General features: G+C 57.5%; 12 protein-coding genes and 4 tRNA genes. 15 read left to right on the top strand and 1 reads right to left on the bottom strand.

The window, feature by feature from the left end:
• Positions 1 to 80 precede the first annotated feature (80 nt).
• Positions 81 to 1,907 carry a translational GTPase TypA gene (gene typA / locus QC816_RS14580; RefSeq protein ID WP_085917605.1) on the bottom strand — a complete coding sequence of 609 codons (1,827 nt, stop codon included), beginning with the start codon at positions 1,905 to 1,907 and terminating at the stop codon, positions 81 to 83.
• A 162-nt stretch (positions 1,908 to 2,069) separates the two neighbouring features.
• Between typA and QC816_RS14575 the strand changes: the two genes are divergently transcribed.
• The 15 genes from QC816_RS14575 (at position 2,070) to rpsL (ending at position 17,268) form a co-directional block, all read left to right on the top strand.
• Positions 2,070 to 3,056 carry a biotin--[acetyl-CoA-carboxylase] ligase gene (locus tag QC816_RS14575; RefSeq protein WP_085917606.1) on the top strand — a complete coding sequence of 329 codons (987 nt, stop codon included), beginning with the start codon at positions 2,070 to 2,072 and terminating at the stop codon, positions 3,054 to 3,056.
• Positions 3,053 to 3,892 (top strand): type III pantothenate kinase, encoded by an 840-nt coding sequence (locus QC816_RS14570; RefSeq protein ID WP_085917607.1) that lies wholly within the window; start codon positions 3,053 to 3,055, stop codon positions 3,890 to 3,892. The genes QC816_RS14575 and QC816_RS14570 overlap by 4 nt, the downstream gene beginning before the upstream one ends.
• Positions 3,893 to 4,039: 147 nt before the next feature.
• Positions 4,040 to 4,123, top strand: a tRNA-Tyr gene (locus QC816_RS14565).
• A gap of 103 nt (positions 4,124 to 4,226) precedes the next feature.
• Positions 4,227 to 4,300, top strand: a tRNA-Gly gene (locus tag QC816_RS14560).
• Positions 4,301 to 4,328: 28 nt separating this feature from the next.
• A tRNA-Thr gene (locus QC816_RS14555) sits at positions 4,329 to 4,403 on the top strand.
• A gap of 160 nt (positions 4,404 to 4,563) precedes the next feature.
• A tRNA-Trp gene (locus tag QC816_RS14550) sits at positions 4,564 to 4,639 on the top strand.
• Positions 4,640 to 4,712: 73 nt separating this feature from the next.
• On the top strand, positions 4,713 to 5,096 hold the full coding sequence (gene secE / locus QC816_RS14545; RefSeq protein WP_085917608.1) for a preprotein translocase subunit SecE: 384 nt from the start codon (positions 4,713 to 4,715) through the stop codon (positions 5,094 to 5,096).
• A gap of 8 nt (positions 5,097 to 5,104) precedes the next feature.
• A complete protein-coding gene (gene nusG / locus QC816_RS14540; protein ID WP_066318615.1) occupies positions 5,105 to 5,638 on the top strand; it encodes a transcription termination/antitermination protein NusG in 534 nt (177 codons plus the stop codon).
• A 140-nt stretch (positions 5,639 to 5,778) separates the two neighbouring features.
• Positions 5,779 to 6,210 (top strand): 50S ribosomal protein L11, encoded by a 432-nt coding sequence (rplK, locus tag QC816_RS14535; RefSeq protein WP_085917609.1) that lies wholly within the window; start codon positions 5,779 to 5,781, stop codon positions 6,208 to 6,210.
• A 2-nt stretch (positions 6,211 to 6,212) separates the two neighbouring features.
• Positions 6,213 to 6,905 (top strand): 50S ribosomal protein L1, encoded by a 693-nt coding sequence (rplA, locus tag QC816_RS14530; RefSeq protein WP_066318611.1) that lies wholly within the window; start codon positions 6,213 to 6,215, stop codon positions 6,903 to 6,905.
• Positions 6,906 to 7,209: 304 nt separating this feature from the next.
• Positions 7,210 to 7,710, top strand: a complete 501-nt coding sequence (rplJ, locus tag QC816_RS14525; RefSeq protein ID WP_066318608.1) for a 50S ribosomal protein L10 — start codon at positions 7,210 to 7,212, stop codon at positions 7,708 to 7,710.
• A 94-nt stretch (positions 7,711 to 7,804) separates the two neighbouring features.
• The gene (gene rplL, locus QC816_RS14520; protein ID WP_066318605.1) at positions 7,805 to 8,176 is read left to right on the top strand and encodes a 50S ribosomal protein L7/L12; all 372 of its coding nucleotides are present in this window, start codon (positions 7,805 to 7,807) and stop codon (positions 8,174 to 8,176) included.
• 252 nt (positions 8,177 to 8,428) lie between these two features.
• A complete protein-coding gene (rpoB, locus tag QC816_RS14515; RefSeq protein WP_085917611.1) occupies positions 8,429 to 12,505 on the top strand; it encodes a DNA-directed RNA polymerase subunit beta in 4,077 nt (1,358 codons plus the stop codon).
• A gap of 10 nt (positions 12,506 to 12,515) precedes the next feature.
• The gene (gene rpoC / locus QC816_RS14510; RefSeq protein WP_085917612.1) at positions 12,516 to 16,730 is read left to right on the top strand and encodes a DNA-directed RNA polymerase subunit beta'; all 4,215 of its coding nucleotides are present in this window, start codon (positions 12,516 to 12,518) and stop codon (positions 16,728 to 16,730) included.
• A 163-nt stretch (positions 16,731 to 16,893) separates the two neighbouring features.
• Positions 16,894 to 17,268 (top strand): 30S ribosomal protein S12, encoded by a 375-nt coding sequence (gene rpsL, locus QC816_RS14505; protein WP_066318585.1) that lies wholly within the window; start codon positions 16,894 to 16,896, stop codon positions 17,266 to 17,268.
• The last annotated feature ends 88 nt before the right edge of the window (positions 17,269 to 17,356 follow it).

Genomic DNA, 17,356 nt, shown 5'->3' with positions numbered 1-17,356 from the left:
CCCTTGGCAAACGTGCGTGGTCAACATGTCAGGGGTGTGGCAGGCAAAAAAAAGCCCGCTGCTAAGCGGGCTTCGAGAACTTACTTCTTGCTGGAGCGTTTGCGCTCGTTTTCCTTGAGCAGCTTCTTGCGCAGACGAATATGGTTCGGCGTTACTTCCACCAGCTCGTCGGAGTCAAGGAACTCGATGGCCTGCTCCAGGGTGAAGTTGATCGGCGGGGTCAGCACGATATTTTCATCGTTACCTGTTGAGCGCATGTTATCGAGCTTTTTACCCTTGGTCGGGTTGACCACCATGTCGTTGGCACGGTTGTTGATGCCGATCAGCATACCTTCGTAGACTTCGGTGGCGTGGTCGACGATCAGCTTGCCGCGTTCCTGAAGGGTGTAAAGCGCATAGGCCAGTGCCTTGCCATCGACCATCGACACCATGACGCCGTTACGACGCTCGATCGAGGCGTCCGGCTTCAGCGGGCCGTAGTGGTCAAAGCGGCTGGTCAGGATGCCGGTGCCCGAGGTCAGGGTCAAAAACTGACCGCGGAAGCCGATCAGGCCACGCGCCGGGATGATGAAGTCCAGGCGAACGCGACCCTTGCCGTCCGGATTCATGTTGGTCATTTCACCCTTGCGGTAGCCAAGCTCTTCCATGATGGCGCCCTGGTGCTGCTCCTCGCAGTCGATGATGACTTCTTCGTAGGGCTCCTGCTGTTCGCCGTCGATTTCACGGATGATCACCTCGGGGCGGCCAACGGCCAGCTCAAAGCCTTCACGACGCATGGATTCGATCAATACGGACAGGTGCAGTTCGCCACGCCCGGAGACCTTGAATTTCTCCGGCGTTTCGCCTTGTTCAACGCGCAGCGCCACGTTGTGGATGAGTTCCTGTTCCAGGCGGTCCTTGATATTGCGGCTGGTCACGAACTTGCCGTCTTTACCAGCAAACGGCGAGTCGTTGACCTGGAAGGTCATCGAGACTGTCGGCTCGTCAACGGTCAACGGCGGCAGCGCTTCGACGGCGTTCACGTCGCACAGGGTGTCGGAAATCGCCAGATTCTCGATGCCGGTGATGCAGATGATATCGCCCGCAGTGGCTTCGTCGGTCTGTACGCGATCGAGGCCCATGTGGGTCATCACCTGGCCGATCTTGCCCTTGCGTGACTGGCCTTCCTTGGTTACCACGGTAATCTGCTGGTTCGGCTTGACGCTGCCGCGGCTGATGCGGCCGAGGCCGATGACGCCGACGTAGCTGTTGTAGTCCAGTGCTGAAATCTGCATCTGGAACGGTCCGTCACTCTCGACCTTGGGCGGCTCGACGATATCGACAATCGACTGGAACATGGGGGACATGTCGTCTGCCAGCTCTTCCGGGTCGGGGCCGGCAATGCCGTTCAAGGCAGAGCAATAGATAATCGGGAAGTCGAGCTGGTCGTCGGAAGCGCCCAGGTTATCAAACAGATCAAAGATCTGGTCGATCACCCAGTCGGGGCGCGCGCCGGGGCGGTCAATCTTGTTGACCACGACGATAGGCTTCAGGCCACGGTCAAACGCTTTCTGGGTAACAAAGCGGGTCTGCGGCATCGGGCCATCAACGGCGTCAACGAGTAGCAATACCGAGTCCACCATCGACATGACGCGCTCGACCTCACCGCCGAAATCGGCGTGTCCGGGCGTGTCCACGATATTGATGTGGTAGTCAGTGCCGTTGCCGTCCTGCCACTTGATCGCCGTATTTTTGGCCAGGATGGTGATGCCACGCTCCTTTTCCTGGTCATTGGAGTCCATGATCCGCTCTTGCCCTTCGGCTTTGCGGTCGAGCGTGCCGGACTGGCTCAAAAGTTTATCGACCAGGGTAGTTTTACCGTGGTCAACGTGGGCGATAATGGCAATGTTGCGAAGATTCTCGATCACGACGCGATCCTGCTAGAAAAATAGGGCGGCATTATAGGGTCTCGGTGCGGTCTACTACCAGCACTGTATTGTGCAAGGCATCAATAGATTAACTTTGGGCAGTAGTTTTCGCGCTGCTGGCGCATCCGGTAAGATAGACGTTTTCCCAGATGGGGCAAGGACATGAGCATCGGCAACCTGATGCGGCTGCTAAGCGATGGCGAGGTTCATTCCGGTGAACAATTGGGCGAGGCGCTAGGCGTTTCACGCGCTGCCGTCTGGAAGCAGCTGAAAAAGTTAGAGGCGCTCGGCGTGTCGCTGGTGGCGGTCAAGGGGCGCGGCTATCGCCTCGCCCAGCCGTTGGAGCCGCTTGTCGGAGCAAAAATCGTGGAGCGCCTTCCCGCCTCGGCTCGCCATCACCTTGCCCGCCTGTTTGTCGAAGACCAACTGCCTTCGAGCAATGCCTACCTGCGTGAGCGGTTTGAGCAGGGGGCTGGCCACGCAGAGGTGTGTCTGGTCGAGCTGCAAACGGCGGGGCGTGGTCGACGAGGGCGGGTATGGACAACGCCCTGGGGGCAAAGCCTGATGCTCTCGGTCGGCTGGCGCTTTGAAGCGGGTGTTAATGCCCTGGAAGGCTTGAGCCTGGCCGTTGGCGTGGTAGTTGCCCAGGTGCTTGAACAGCATGGTGTCGCCCCTCGGCTGAAATGGCCCAATGATATTTTACTGCCCCAGCGCGACAGCGATGAGTTGGGCAAGCTGGCGGGTATATTGGTGGAAGTGACCGGGGACGCGGCCGGCCCGTGCGAGGTCGTGATAGGCATGGGTATGAACCTCTCGCTGCCCGAAGCAATGCGTGACGCCATTGAACAGCCGGTAGCGGCACTGTTTGATGACTTGCCGTCGCTTTCCCGTAACCAGCTGGCAGCGGATGTTGTGGCGGGGCTGCTCGCCATGCTGGCGGGGTTTGAACAACAAGGGTTTGCATCCTGGCGCGCGGCCTGGAATGAGCGGCATGCTTATGCTGACCAGCCCATTCGCGTCACTCAGGGTAGTCAGGTTTACGAGGCTGTCGCGTGCGATGTGGACGATAGCGGCAGCCTGTGGGTAACGGCATCAGGGCAGTCAAAGCGCTTGTCGGGCGGTGAAATCAGCGTACGTAGGCGCTTATGATTCTAGATCTAGATATTGGCAATACCTTGTCCAAGTGGCGCCTGAAAGACGCTGACAGCAGTGAGATACGGTCACGGGGCGCTGTGTGGACACGTGAGGAATGGCGGCCCGGGGCTGATATACCCGACCTCGACGTGGTCGAAGCTGTGCGCATTTCCAGTGTTGCCCGGGCGGCCGTACTAGAGGAGACCGTGGGGCTGCTGCGTCGGCGGGTGCGGAATGTCCATGTTGCCCGTTCAACTGCCGAAGCACTGGGCGTGGTCAACGGCTACGAAGAGCCCGAAAGATTAGGTGTCGACCGTTGGCTGGGTGCGCTGGCGGGCTATCAGCTCGCGGGTGGCTGCTGTGCGGTAGACTGTGGTAGTGCCATCACTATCGACTTCGTGCTGCCAGGCGGACAGCACCTGGGTGGCTTTATTGTACCCGGACTGCGCCTGATGAAGGAAAGCCTGAAGCTGGGAACGCGGAACGTGGCCATTGACCCGGAAAGCGAAGCGGACGCTCTGCTGGAGCCAGGGCGGCGAACGGTCGACGCTGTGAACCATGGCATTTACATGGCGGCAGTGAGTGCCATTAACCGCATCTACAGCGAGGTGTGCGATCAGGAAGGCGTGGCCCTGCCAATGCTGCTGACGGGTGGCGACGCCCGCGTGGTCTCGCGGGGGGTGCAGGTGCCCCACGCGGTGTGGCCTGATATGGTCTATGGCGGGCTTGAAGCGCGTTTCCCGCTCACCTTTGCCGAACGCGCGGGTAAGATGGCGGGCGCCCCGCGTGTTCCGGAGCCGGTATCATTGGAAAAAATTCGTGCGGGCCTTGCATTCTCCATGCTGCTTTGACAGAATGCAGCGCGTTCCAAGGCATGCGGCCAGCAAGTATAGGGTAATAAAATCCTATGTTGTTGAAGCCAAAGGTTGTTGCGGTCACTGAAGGTCAAAGTGAGCTTGACATGGCTTTGGAGCTTGGCATAATGTGCCGCCTTAGTTGGAGAGGTTCCCGAGTGGCCAAAGGGAGCAGACTGTAAATCTGCCGCGAAAGCTTCGAAGGTTCGAATCCTTCCCTCTCCACCAGTTTCAAGCGTCAGCGACAAGTGTCGATGCCGTAGAATGAAAGCCGGAAGCGGGCAATATCACGACTAGGCGCGCTGCGGATGATCATTCTGAAGCAAGTTGCGCGGGCGTAGTTCAATGGTAGAACCTCAGCCTTCCAAGCTGATGGTGCGGGTTCGATTCCCGCCGCCCGCTCCAGTTAGGTACTGAGTTGTATAGGTGCTTGGCTCATGTAGCTCAGGGGTAGAGCACACCCTTGGTAAGGGTGAGGTCGACGGTTCAAATCCGTCCATGAGCTCCATATTCAAAAAAGCGAGCGATGCTCGCTTTTTTTGTCGCTGCCGCCAGTTGCTTGATGAAAGTGGTTGGCGTGAGCAAGGGTTGTCAAGCGGCTTTTTGTCCGCTATTATGACGCCCGCTGTTGCGTAGGCTGGAGAGCTTGTCTACGTAAATATTGATACAGGCCAGTAGCTCAATTGGCAGAGCAGCGGTCTCCAAAACCGCAGGTTGGGGGTTCGATTCCCTCCTGGCCTGCCAATCTTCCCCAGATTGGTATGTCTTTTTCAAGAATTCCTTTGTCGCTTGCTGCACCCTGAGGAGTCTCGTTTTTATGAAGCCGAGTTCTGTAAAACATGGCGCTGAGGTGCAACAGTCGCGCCATGACGGGCTCAAGTGGGCTGCAGTCATTGCGTTGCTTGTCGTTGCCGTTGTAGGTAATACCTATTTTGCCGATATTGGCCTGATCTACCGCGTGCTGGGCGTCGTGGTGTTGTGTGTCGCAGCTGGTCTGCTGGCACTTACCACGACCAAGGGGCGTGAGTTGGTAGAGCTGGCAATAAGCGCTAAGAAAGAGATTCAGCGCGTTGTATGGCCAACTCGCCCTGAAACCATTCAAACCACGGCGATTGTGCTTGTTGCTGTGCTGGTGGTTGGGTTGATGCTCTGGTTGATTGACACTCTTCTTGGCTGGGCGATGTCCGGCGTTATTGGTTAGGAGCTTGCATGTCCAAACGTTGGTACGTCGTTCACGCCTATTCCGGCTTTGAGAAGCACGTGATGCGCTCCTTGATTGAGCGCGTCAAGATGTACGGCGTGGAAGATCGTTTTGGCGAGATTCTGGTGCCGACTGAAGAAGTCGTTGAAATGCGTGACGGCAAGCGTCGCAAGAGCGAGCGCAAGTTCTACCCCGGCTATGTGCTTGTCGAAATGGAAATGGCCGACGATACCTGGCACCTGGTAAACGAAACGCCCCGTGTAATGGGGTTTATTGGCGGTACCAAGGAAAAGCCAGCGCCCATTACCACGCGGGAGGCTGATGCCATTCTGCGTCGTGTCAAAGACGGCACCGACAGGCCGCGGCCCAAGCACATGTTTGAACCGGGCCAGTCTGTTCGTGTGGTTGACGGTCCCTTTGCTGATTTCAACGGCGTTGTGGAAGAAGTCAATTACGAGAAGAGTCGTCTGCAGGTCAGTGTGCTGATCTTCGGGCGTGCAACGCCTGTCGAGCTCGAGTTCGCGCAGGTAGAGAAAGAATAGCAGTCGATACCCTGGCGGGTGTGTCCCGTCAGGCGTTCGTGCTGCGCCATGTTTTGATTTGATTCGTGTCAGGTGACGATGTCGTCATCTGGCTGTTACCGGGGAGCCGAAAGGCGTTATCACCCAACTGGAGTAAAACGATGGCCAAGAAAGTGCAGGCTTACATCAAGCTGCAGGTTGCTGCAGGTAAAGCCAATCCAAGTCCGCCCGTCGGCCCGGCACTGGGTCAGCACGGCGTGAACATCATGGAATTCTGTAAGGCGTTCAACGCAGAGACTCAGGATATCGAGCCTGGTCTGCCGACGCCTGTCGTGATTACGGTCTACTCTGACCGCAGCTTCTCGTTTATCACCAAGACGCCGCCGGCGGCTGTGCTGCTGAAGAAAGCAGCCGGCATCAAGTCGGGTTCAGGCGAGCCGAACAAGAAGAAGGTCGGCACGGTGACACGCGAGCAGCTTGAAGAGATCGCCACAACCAAAGAGCCGGATTTGACAGCGGCTGACATGGACGCAGCGGTCCGCACCATCGCGGGTAGTGCCCGTAGCATGGGCCTCAACGTGGAGGGTCTCTAATCATGGCGAAACTTACCAAGCGTGCCAAGCAGATTCGTGAAAAGGTCGACACCAACAAGGTCTATTCCCTTGAAGAAGCTGTCGCTCTTCTCTCCGAGCTGTCGACGGTCAAGTTCAAGGAATCTGTCGACGTGGCGATCAACCTGGGTGTTGACCCGCGTAAATCAGATCAGGTAGTGCGTGGCGCTACTGTCATGCCTAACGGCACCGGTAAAGATGTGCGTGTTGCGGTCTTTACCCAGGGTGCCAATGCCGATGCCGCTAAAGAAGCAGGCGCCGACATTGTGGGTATGGACGATCTGGCCGAACAGGTCAAGAAAGGCGTGATGGATTTTGACGTCGTTATCGCCTCTCCGGACGCCATGCGCGTTGTTGGTCAGCTGGGTCAGATTCTGGGGCCGCGCGGCCTGATGCCTAACCCGAAAGTTGGCACCGTTACGCCCGATGTGGCGACGGCGGTTAAAAATGCCAAGGCGGGTCAGGTGCGCTTCCGTACCGACAAGAACGGCATCATCCACACGACAGTTGGTAAAGTGGACTTCGATGCGGCGTCTATCAACGGCAACGTTGAAGCGCTTGTCGCTGACCTGAAGCGTCTCAAGCCGAGTACGTCGAAAGGTATCTACTTTAAGAAAGTCACCCTGTCTACTACCATGGGCCCGGGTTTGACTATCGATCATTCTGCTTACGTGTAAGCGGGTGTTCGTGAGGTTTTAGCAACAACCGAGCAATAACTTTGCGGTCCCTCGGTCATGCCGGGGCACCGTCAAAGACCGCAGGTGCCGCACTTTGGATGTATGCAGTAGATGCTGAAAAGTGTGGCTTAATTGCTCAAAGCGCCTGCGCAGATGGTGTGGCCGCCAGTTGGTAACGCTTTTTAGCTAACCGCTTTCTGGTGAGCACCATCCCTAAGGCTTCCAGCGTTGATCGACTGATCACCTGGAAGAGATGGTAACCACCGAGACTTATAACAGGTTTCGGCACGAAGGAGTGATCACTGTGCCACTAGCACTTGAAGGCAAGAAAGCGATTGTTGCCGAGGTCAGTGAAGCGGCCAAGGACGCACTCTCCGTCGTAGTTGCCGATTCTCGCGGTGTGACGGTCAGCAAGATGACCGATCTGCGTAAGCAGGCACGTGAGAATGGCGTCCAGCTGCGTGTTGTCCGCAACACCCTGGCGCGTCGCGCCCTCGAAGGCACCCAGTGGGAATGCCTGACCGAGAGCTTCGTGGGTCCAACTCTGTTGGCCTTCTCGACTGATCATCCGGGCGCTGCCGCTCGTTTGTTCAAAGAGTTTGCCAAAGACGACAAAGACTTCGAAGTCAAAGCGCTGGCCTACGAAGGTGAGCTGATTCCGGCTGCTGACATCGACCGTCTGGCAACCCTGCCGACTTACGATGAAGCAATTGCCAAGCTGATGTCGGTAATGAAAGAAGCCTCCGCTGGCAAGCTGGTTCGCACACTGGCTGCCCTGCGCGACCAGAAAGAAGAAGCGGCTTAAACGCTTTTTCTGCGCAACCTGAGGCTGCTTGAACCGAGCAATGAATCCCGAGTCGTCGGCAAACCGAGACTCCCGCAAAGTTAGGAATGAAACAATGGCACTGACCAAAGACGATATCATCAATGCTGTAGCCGACATGTCCGTCATGGAAGTTGTCGAGCTGATCGAAGCAATGGAAGAAAAATTCGGCGTTACTGCCGCGGCAGCTGTTGTGGCTGGCCCTGGTGGCGGCGAAGCGGCTGTTGAAGAAGAGCAGACCGAATTTGACCTGGTGCTGACCTCTGCTGGTGACAAGAAAGTTAACGTCATCAAAGCGGTACGTGAGATCACCGGTCTTGGCCTTAAGGAAGCTAAGGGTGCCGTTGACGGCGCACCGGCGACCATCAAAGAAGGCATGGCCAAGGAAGACGCTGAAACAGCTAAGACGAAGCTGGAAGAAGCGGGCGCAAGCGTCGAGCTCAAGTAATTCTTGTGCCGATGGCTTTACGCGCTGCGTAAGCTTCCACGGCTGGCGGCGGGAACTCCCGCTGCCGGCCTTTTTCTGTTGTAACTGAACGGTGAAGCAGAATCGTTGTAGTACGGTTATCGCAAGACTGTTATCGATCAAGATTTTCGACGGCGAGCTACCCGATCAGGAGCTTGCTGTTCGCGTCTGACACGGCCGCAGGGCAGATGACCACGCATCGGTCACCCATGGTGAACAAGCTGGGGAATACAGATGGCTTACTCATATACTGAGAAAAAACGCATCCGCAAGGATTTCGGCAAACTGCCACAAGTGATGGATGTGCCTTACTTGCTGGCCATCCAGCTTGATTCCTATTACGACTTCCTCCAGCAAGATCGTTCGCCCGACGAGCGGCACGAGATCGGCCTGCACGCGGCGTTCAAGTCCGTGTTTCCGATTGAGAGCTTCTCCGGTAATGCGGCGCTTGAGTATGTCAGCTACCGGTTCGGTACGCCGGCGTTCGATGTTAAGGAGTGCCAGCTGCGCGGAGTCACGTATTCCGCACCGCTGCGCGTCAAGGTTCGCTTGATCATTTATGATCGCGATTCCTCGAATAAAGCAATCAAAGATATCAAAGAGCAAGAAGTCTACATGGGGGAAATCCCCCTGATGACGGAGAACGGTACCTTTGTGATCAACGGTACCGAGCGGGTCATTGTGTCCCAGCTCCACCGCTCACCCGGTGTTTTCTTCGATCACGACAAAGGCAAGAGTCACTCATCCGGTAAGTTGCTCTATTCCGCCCGAGTGATTCCTTACCGTGGTTCCTGGCTGGACTTCGAATTCGATCCCAAAGACAACGTCTTTGTGCGTATTGACCGCCGCCGTAAACTGCCGGCCACGGTGTTGATGCGTGCGCTGGGCATGAGTGCGGAAGAGATTCTCGACGAATTCTTTGAAACCAGCGTTTTCCACGTTGAAAAGTCTGGTTTTTCAGTGGAACTGGTGCCGTCGCGTCTGCGCGGCGAAACGGCCACCTTCGATATCAAGGATGGCAACGGAGAGACCATCGTTGAAGAAGGTCGCCGGATTACCCAGAAGCATATCCGCCAGCTCGAAAAAGCCGGGCTTGAGCGCCTGGATGTGCCGATGGAGTACCTGTTCGGCAAAACCCTGGCCAAGGACCAGATCGACAGCAAGACTGGCGAGCTGATCTGCCCGTGTAATACCGAAATTACCCCGGACGTGCTGGAAGCCATGGCCAAGGGCGGTATCAAGCGGATTGAAACGCTGTATACCAACGACCTGGACTGTGGTTCGTTTATTTCCGACACGCTGAAACTGGACACTACAGGGTCGCAGTTGGAAGCGCTGGTGGAAATCTACCGCATGATGCGCCCCGGTGAGCCGCCTACCAAGGAAGCCGCCGAGACGCTGTTCCACAATCTGTTCTTCACTGAGGACCGCTACGACCTGTCGGGCGTGGGTCGCATGAAGTTCAATCGTCGCTTACGCAACGAAGGCGATACCGGTTCCGGCATCCTGGATCGTAAAGACATCCTCGACGTCCTTCGTGAGCTGATCAACATCCGCAACGGCTTTGGCGACGTTGACGATATCGATCACCTGGGTAACCGCCGTATTCGCTGCGTTGGCGAAATGGCCGAAAACCAGTTCCGTGTCGGTCTGGTGCGCGTTGAGCGCGCGGTGAAAGAGCGTCTTTCCATGGCGGAAAGTGAAGGCCTGATGCCGCAAGACCTGATCAACGCCAAGCCGGTGGCAGCGGCGGTGAAAGAGTTCTTTGGCTCTAGCCAGCTTTCGCAGTTCATGGACCAGAACAACCCGCTTTCCGAGGTGACTCACAAGCGCCGTGTTTCAGCGCTCGGCCCGGGTGGTTTGACCCGTGAGCGTGCCGGCTTCGAAGTGCGCGACGTACACGCCACGCACTATGGTCGCCTGTGCCCGATCGAAACGCCGGAAGGCCCGAATATCGGCCTGATCAACTCGCTGGCCACCTACAGCCACACCAACAGCTACGGTTTCCTGGAAACGCCTTATCGCAAGGTAGTGAACCGTCAGTTGACCGACGATATTGTTCACCTCTCGGCAATCGAAGAAGGTGACTATGTTATTGCCCAGGCATCAGCGGCCGTGGATGAGTCCGGCAAGCTGAGCGACGATCTGGTGCAGGCCCGTCACAAGGGCGAAACCACCTTCATGCGCCCTGAGCAGGTCACGCTGATGGATGTCTCGCCGCGCCAGGTGGTATCGGTGGCAGCGGCATTGATTCCGTTCCTTGAGCACGATGATGCCAACCGTGCCTTGATGGGTTCCAACATGCAGCGTCAGGCGGTGCCTACACTGCGTGCCGAGAAGCCACTGGTGGGTACCGGCATGGAGCGCTTCGTTGCCCGTGACTCCGGTGTCTGTGCCGTAGCTCGTCGTGGCGGGGTGATTGATTCCGTTGATGCACGTCGTGTGGTAGTAAGGGTCAATGAAGACGAGATCATCGGCGGGGAAGCCGGGGTCGATATCTACAACCTGACCAAGTACACCCGCTCGAACCAGAATACCTGCATGAACCAGCGCCCCATCGTGCGGCCTGGTGACGACGTGGCGCGTGGCGATATCCTCGCCGACGGCCCGTCGGTGGACATGGGCGATCTGGCGCTGGGTCAGAACATGCGCATCGCTTTCATGCCCTGGAACGGCTACAACTTCGAGGATTCCATCCTGCTTTCCGAGCGGGCGGCCCAAGAAGACCGTTTCACCACCATTCACATCCAGGAACTGACCAGCGTATCGCGCGACACCAAGTTGGGCCCGGAAGAGATTACGTCGGATATCCCCAACGTCGGTGAGTCGGCGCTTGGCAAGCTGGACGATGCCGGTGTTGTCTACATTGGTGCCGAAGTGGGCCCGGGCGACATCCTGGTCGGTAAGGTAACGCCCAAAGGCGAAACCCAGCTGACGCCGGAAGAAAAGCTGCTACGTGCCATCTTCGGCGAGAAAGCGTCTGACGTAAAAGACACCTCGCTACGTGCCCCCACAGGCATGAAAGGCACCGTTATCGACGTTCAGGTGTTTACCCGTGACGGCGTCGAGAAAGACTCCAGGGCGCTTGCGATCGAGCAAATGCAGCTGGATGAGGTACGCAAGGACCTGCAGGAAACCTATCGTATCGCTGAAGACGCAACCTTCGAGCGTCTCAAGCGGACCCTGGAAGGCCAGGTGGTTAACGGTGGCCCGAACCTCAAGAAAGGCGATACCCTTGATGCGGCGTACCTTGACGAGCTGCCTCGTCAGCAGTGGTTCAAGTTACGCATGCAGGATGAGAGCGTTAACGAGCTGCTGGCCCAGGCCGATGAGCAGTTGGAAAATCGCCGCAAAGAAATGGACGAGCGCTTTGAAGACAAGAAGCGCAAGCTGACCCAGGGCGATGATCTTGCACCGGGCGTGCTCAAGATCGTCAAGGTTTACATGGCCGTCAAGCGCCGCATTCAGCCGGGCGACAAGATGGCTGGCCGCCACGGTAACAAGGGTGTTATCTCGGCGATCATGCCCATCGAAGACATGCCGTTCGACGAGCAAGGCGAGCCGGTTGACGTAGTGCTGAACCCCTTGGGTGTACCGTCGCGGATGAACGTGGGTCAGATTCTCGAAACCCACCTGGGCATGGCGGCGCGTGGTCTAGGCGTCAAGATCGAAGCCATGTTGCGCGATGCCCGTGAACAGCAAGTGGCCGAGATCCGCGACTTCCTGGGGCAGGTATACAACACGCCAGGCACGCGGGTCGAAGACATCGATTCGCTGAGTGATGACGAAGTCATTGCGCTGGCGAAAAACCTCAAGGCGGGCGTGCCCATGGCAACGCCGGTGTTTGACGGTGCTCAAGAGCACGAAATCAAGCACCTGCTCAAGCTGGCGGACATTCCCGAGTCGGGTCAGATGACATTGTACGACGGACGTAGCGGTGATGCCTTTGACCGCCCTGTTACCGTTGGCTACATGTACATGCTCAAGCTGAACCACTTGGTCGACGATAAGATGCATGCGCGTTCTACCGGTTCTTACTCGCTCGTCACCCAGCAGCCGCTGGGCGGTAAAGCGCAGTTCGGTGGTCAGCGCTTTGGTGAGATGGAAGTGTGGGCGCTGGAAGCTTATGGCGCGGCCTACACGCTGCAAGAGATGCTCACCGTCAAATCGGACGACGTCGAAGGACGCACCAAGATGTATAAGAACATCGTGGATGGCGACCACACCATGCAGGCAGGCATGCCGGAATCCTTCAACGTACTCGTGAAGGAAATCCGCTCGCTGGGCATCGATATCGAGTTAGAGAGCTAGGAGCCGTCCCATGAAAGATTTGGTGAAAGTACTCAAATCGCAATCTCAGTCCGAAGAGTTTGACGCGATCAAGATTACCCTGGCGTCGCCGGACATGATTCGCTCCTGGTCTTTCGGCGAGGTGAAGAAGCCCGAGACCATCAACTACCGGACCTTCAAGCCGGAGCGGGATGGTCTGTTCTGTGCCAAGATCTTCGGCCCGGTCAAGGACTACGAGTGTCTGTGCGGCAAGTATAAGCGCATGAAGCACCGCGGTATTATCTGCGAGAAGTGCGGTGTTGAAGTGACCAAGGCCGCCGTGCGTCGTGAGCGTATGGGGCACATTGAGCTCGCCTCCCCGGTGGCTCACATCTGGTTCCTGAAATCACTGCCGTCGCGCATCGGCATGTTCCTCGATATGACACTGCGTGATATCGAGCGCGTGCTGTACTTTGAAAGCTTTGTCGTCATCGATCCGGGCATGACCACGCTGGAGCGCGGTCAGCTGCTGAACGACGAGCAGTATTTCGAAGCGCTGGAAGAGTTCGGCGACGATTTCGATGCCCGTATGGGTGCCGAAGCCGTCCAGGAGCTGCTCAAGGACATCGATCTGGAAGAAGAGATCAATCATCTGCGCGAAGAAATTCCGCAGACCAACTCTGAAACCAAGATCAAGAAGCTCTCCAAGCGTCTGAAGTTGCTGGAAGCCTTCTACCACTCCGGCAACGCGCCGGCGTGGATGGTCATGGAAGTGCTGCCCGTGCTGCCGCCGGACTTGCGTCCGTTGGTGCCGCTCGACGGTGGCCGCTTCGCGACCTCGGATCTCAACGACCTTTACCGTCGAGTGATCAACCGTAACAACCGCCTCAAGCGGCTGCTCGATCTCAATGCGCCGGACATCATCGTGCGCAACGAGAAGCGCATGCTCCAGGAAGCGGTCGATGCATTGTTGGATAACGGCCGCCGCGGCCGTGCGATTACCGGTACCAACAAGCGTCCGCTGAAATCGCTCGCCGACATGATCAAAGGCAAGCAAGGCCGTTTCCGCCAGAACCTGCTGGGTAAGCGCGTCGACTACTCGGGCCGTTCGGTGATTACCGTGGGTCCGACGCTGCGTCTGCACCAGTGCGGTCTGCCCAAGAAGATGGCATTGGAGCTGTTCAAGCCGTTTATCTACTCCAAGCTTCAGTCGCTTGACTACGCGTCAACGATCAAAGCGGCCAAGAAGATGGTCGAGCGCGAGCTGCCGGAAGTGTGGGATATCCTCGCCGACGTTATCCGCGAGCATCCGGTCATGCTTAACCGCGCACCGACGCTGCACCGTCTGGGTATCCAGGCGTTTGAACCGCTGCTGATCGAAGGTAAGGCCATCCAACTGCACCCGCTGGTGTGTGCTGCCTACAATGCCGACTTTGATGGTGACCAGATGGCGGTACACGTACCGCTGACCCTGGAAGCCCAACTCGAAGCCCGTGCATTGATGATGGCGACCAACAACGTGCTGTCGCCCGCCAACGGCGAGCCGATCATTGTGCCGTCGCAGGACGTTGTTCTGGGTCTTTACTACATGACCCGGGAAAGAATCAACGATAAAGGCGAAGGCATGATCTTTTCCGGCCTCGATGAGGTCGAGCGCGCCTTCGGTACCCAGACGGTATCGCTGCACGCGCGGGTGAAAGTGCGCCTGGACGAAGTGGATGTTGACGAAGAGACCGGGGATCGTTCTCATCACCGCCGTATCTACGACACCACGGTGGGTCGGGCACTGCTGTTCCGCATCCTGCCGGAAGGGGTGCCGTTCGAGCTGATCGATCAGCCGATGAAGAAAAAGGCGATCTCCAGCCTGATCAATGAAGTGTACCGTCGCGCCGGCCTCAAGCCGACCGTCATCTTCGCTGACCAGTTGATGTATACCGGCTTCCGTCTGGCGACGATGTCCGGGGCCTCTATCGGCGTCAACGACTTTGTCATTCCCGAAGCGAAGACAGAAATTGTCGACGCTGCCGAGGCGGAAGTTAAGGAAATCGAAGACCAGTTCTCTTCTGGCCTGGTAACAGCGGGCGAGAAGTACAACAAGGTTATCGACATCTGGTCCAAGGCCAATGACAAAGTCGCCAAGGCGATGATGACCGGTATCTCGAAAGAGACGGTGGTTGATCGCGATGGCAACGAAGTCGAACAGGATTCGTTCAACAGCGTCTTCATCATGGCCGACTCCGGCGCACGTGGCTCCGCCGCCCAGATCCGCCAGCTGGCGGGTATGCGTGGTCTGATGGCCAAGCCGGACGGCTCGATCATCGAAACACCGATCGTCGCCAATTTCCGTGAAGGCCTGAACGTACTGCAGTACTTCATCTCGACCCACGGCGCGCGGAAAGGTCTCGCGGATACGGCCCTGAAGACGGCCAACTCCGGTTACCTGACTCGTCGTCTGGTCGATGTCGCACAGGATCTGGTGATTACCGAGTCCGATTGCGGTACCGAAAACGGCCTGACGTTGCACCCGATCATCGAAGGCGGCGACATCATCGTACCGTTGTCCCAGCGTGTGTTGGGTCGAGTGGTAGCTCAGGACGTAGTCGATCCTGGAACGGATGAAGTCCTTATCCCGCGCGGTACGCTGCTCGATGAAAAATGGTGCGCGTCGCTGGACACCATGGGCGTTGACGAAATTATCGTTCGTTCGACGATTACCTGTGATACGCCGCATGGCGTGTGCTCTGCCTGCTACGGTCGTGACCTGGCTCGCGGTCATCAGGTCAACATCGGTGAATCTGTCGGCGTCATCGCCGCTCAGTCCATCGGTGAACCGGGTACCCAGCTGACCATGCGGACCTTCCACATCGGTGGTGCGGCTTCGCGGACATCGGCAGTGGACAGCGTCCAGGTCAAGCACGGCGGCAAGGTGCGCCTGCACAACATCAAGCACGTTGAGCGTGCCGACGGCAAGCTGGTCGTGGTATCCCGCTCCAGCGCCCTGGCCGTTGCTGACGATCATGGTCGCGAGCGTGAGTACTACAAGCTACCCTACGGTGCAGAGCTTTCCGTGCGTGACGGCGATGTCGTCGATGCCGGTGCAACGGTCGCCAAGTGGGATCCGCACACTCACCCGATCGTTGCCGAAGTGGAAGGTAAGGCGCAGTTCATCGATCTCGACGAGGGTGTCACCATGCACCGTACCGTCGACGAGATGACGGGCCTGTCGTCCATCGAGGTTATCGAAGCTGCTGCACGTCCCATGGCCGGTCGTGACAAGCGCCCGATGGTCATGCTCAAGGATACCGCTGGCGAGTACGTTTCGGTCTCCGGGGCGAATACCCCAGTGCAATACCTGCTGCCGGGTAAATCGATTATTTCCGTTGATGACGGTGCGGCGATCGGTGTGGGTGAAGTGGTTGCCCGTATTCCGGTCGAGGCGTCCGGTAACAAGGACATCACCGGTGGTCTGCCACGCGTGGCTGACTTGTTCGAAGCGCGTAAGCCGAAAGAACCCTCAATCCTGGCCGAGATCAGCGGTGTGGTCAGCTTCGGTAAAGAGACCAAAGGCAAGCGTCGTCTCACGATCACGCCGGAATCCGGTGATCCGTTTGAAGCGCTGATTCCCAAGTGGCGCCAGATTGCCGTGTTTGAGGGCGAGACCGTCGAGAAAGGCGAGGTGATTTCCGACGGGCCGAGCAATCCTCACGATATCCTGCGTCTGCTGGGCGTCGCCGAGCTTGCCAAGTACATCGCCGCCGAAGTTCAGGATGTTTACCGCCTGCAGGGCGTCGGTATCGACGACAAGCACATCGAAGTGATTGTGCGTCAGATGCTGCGCAAGGTGGAAATCACCGACTCTGGCGATTCTGACTTCATCACTGGCGATCAGGCAGAGCTAGTGCGGGTGCTGGAGCAGAACGCAGTACTTGAGAAGGAAGGCAAATTCCCCGCCAAGTATCAGCGCTTGTTGCTGGGTATCACCAAGGCCAGTCTGGCGACCGAATCGTTCATTTCGGCGGCATCGTTCCAGGAAACGACCCGTGTATTGACCGAAGCAGCGGTAACCGGCAAGCGCGATTATCTGCGCGGCCTGAAAGAAAACGTCGTAGTGGGTCGTCTGATTCCGGCAGGTACCGGTCTGACTCACCACGCGGAACGTCGCCGCAAACGCGAAGACGTCGAGCGCCTGTACAATCCCTCGGCGACCGAGGTAGAGCAGGAGCTGGGAGCTCAGTTGACCGCATTGGATTCCGACGACGAGCTCTAACATTGAGACCTGACCCTTTGGCATCATGGTCCTGTCGGTTTAGCGACCGGCAGGACTTGACGTCGGCTAGGGTCAGCCTTTAGAATGCGCAGCCTTTAACAGTGGGGTGGGTGCGCCCGCATCCGCTGGAAGGCCAGGCAACCATTGGAGTCAGCTAAACACCATGGCAACGATTAATCAGCTAGTGCGCAAGCCGCGTAAGCGCCCCGTCACCAAGAGTGACGTGCCCGCGCTTCAGGCTTGTCCGCAAAAGCGCGGCGTATGTACGCGCGTTTACACCACCACCCCGAAGAAGCCCAACTCGGCCCTGCGTAAGGTTTGCCGTGTGCGCCTTACCAACGGCTTCGAAGTGGCTTCCTATATCGGTGGTGAAGGTCACAACCTCCAGGAGCACTCTGTTGTGCTGATTCGTGGCGGTCGTGTGAAGGACTTGCCCGGTGTGCGTTATCACACCGTTCGCGGCGCCCTTGACACCTCTGGCGTACAGAATCGGAAGCAGGGTCGTTCCAAGTACGGTACCAAGCGTCCGAAGTCCTAATTCGGTGCTGCGTCGCGTAAGCGGCGTCCGTACGAGATGTTTATCACGCATATGATGGTCTGATAAGAGTAAGGTCGGGCGGCACTTC

It is taken from the genome of Vreelandella janggokensis, from assembly GCF_031451615.1.
In the GTDB taxonomy this organism is placed as follows: domain Bacteria; phylum Pseudomonadota; class Gammaproteobacteria; order Pseudomonadales; family Halomonadaceae; genus Vreelandella; species Vreelandella janggokensis.
The sequence above is the reverse complement of the archived record's forward strand: the minus strand, read 5'-3'. Positions and strand labels throughout refer to the sequence as shown.

Excerpts from the sequence above, each read along its gene's own strand:
- QC816_RS14575 (WP_085917606.1), top strand. The coding sequence starts at position 2,070 with ATGAGCATCGGCAACCTGATGCGGCTGCTAAGCGATGGCGAGGTTCAT.
- QC816_RS14570 (WP_085917607.1), top strand. The coding sequence starts at position 3,053 with ATGATTCTAGATCTAGATATTGGCAATACCTTGTCCAAGTGGCGCCTG.
- secE (WP_085917608.1), top strand. The coding sequence starts at position 4,713 with ATGAAGCCGAGTTCTGTAAAACATGGCGCTGAGGTGCAACAGTCGCGC.
- nusG (WP_066318615.1), top strand. The coding sequence starts at position 5,105 with ATGTCCAAACGTTGGTACGTCGTTCACGCCTATTCCGGCTTTGAGAAG.
- rplK (WP_085917609.1), top strand. The coding sequence starts at position 5,779 with ATGGCCAAGAAAGTGCAGGCTTACATCAAGCTGCAGGTTGCTGCAGGT.
- rplA (WP_066318611.1), top strand. The coding sequence starts at position 6,213 with ATGGCGAAACTTACCAAGCGTGCCAAGCAGATTCGTGAAAAGGTCGAC.
- rplL (WP_066318605.1), top strand. The coding sequence starts at position 7,805 with ATGGCACTGACCAAAGACGATATCATCAATGCTGTAGCCGACATGTCC.
- rpoB (WP_085917611.1), top strand. The coding sequence starts at position 8,429 with ATGGCTTACTCATATACTGAGAAAAAACGCATCCGCAAGGATTTCGGC.
- rpoC (WP_085917612.1), top strand. The coding sequence starts at position 12,516 with ATGAAAGATTTGGTGAAAGTACTCAAATCGCAATCTCAGTCCGAAGAG.
- rpsL (WP_066318585.1), top strand. The coding sequence starts at position 16,894 with ATGGCAACGATTAATCAGCTAGTGCGCAAGCCGCGTAAGCGCCCCGTC.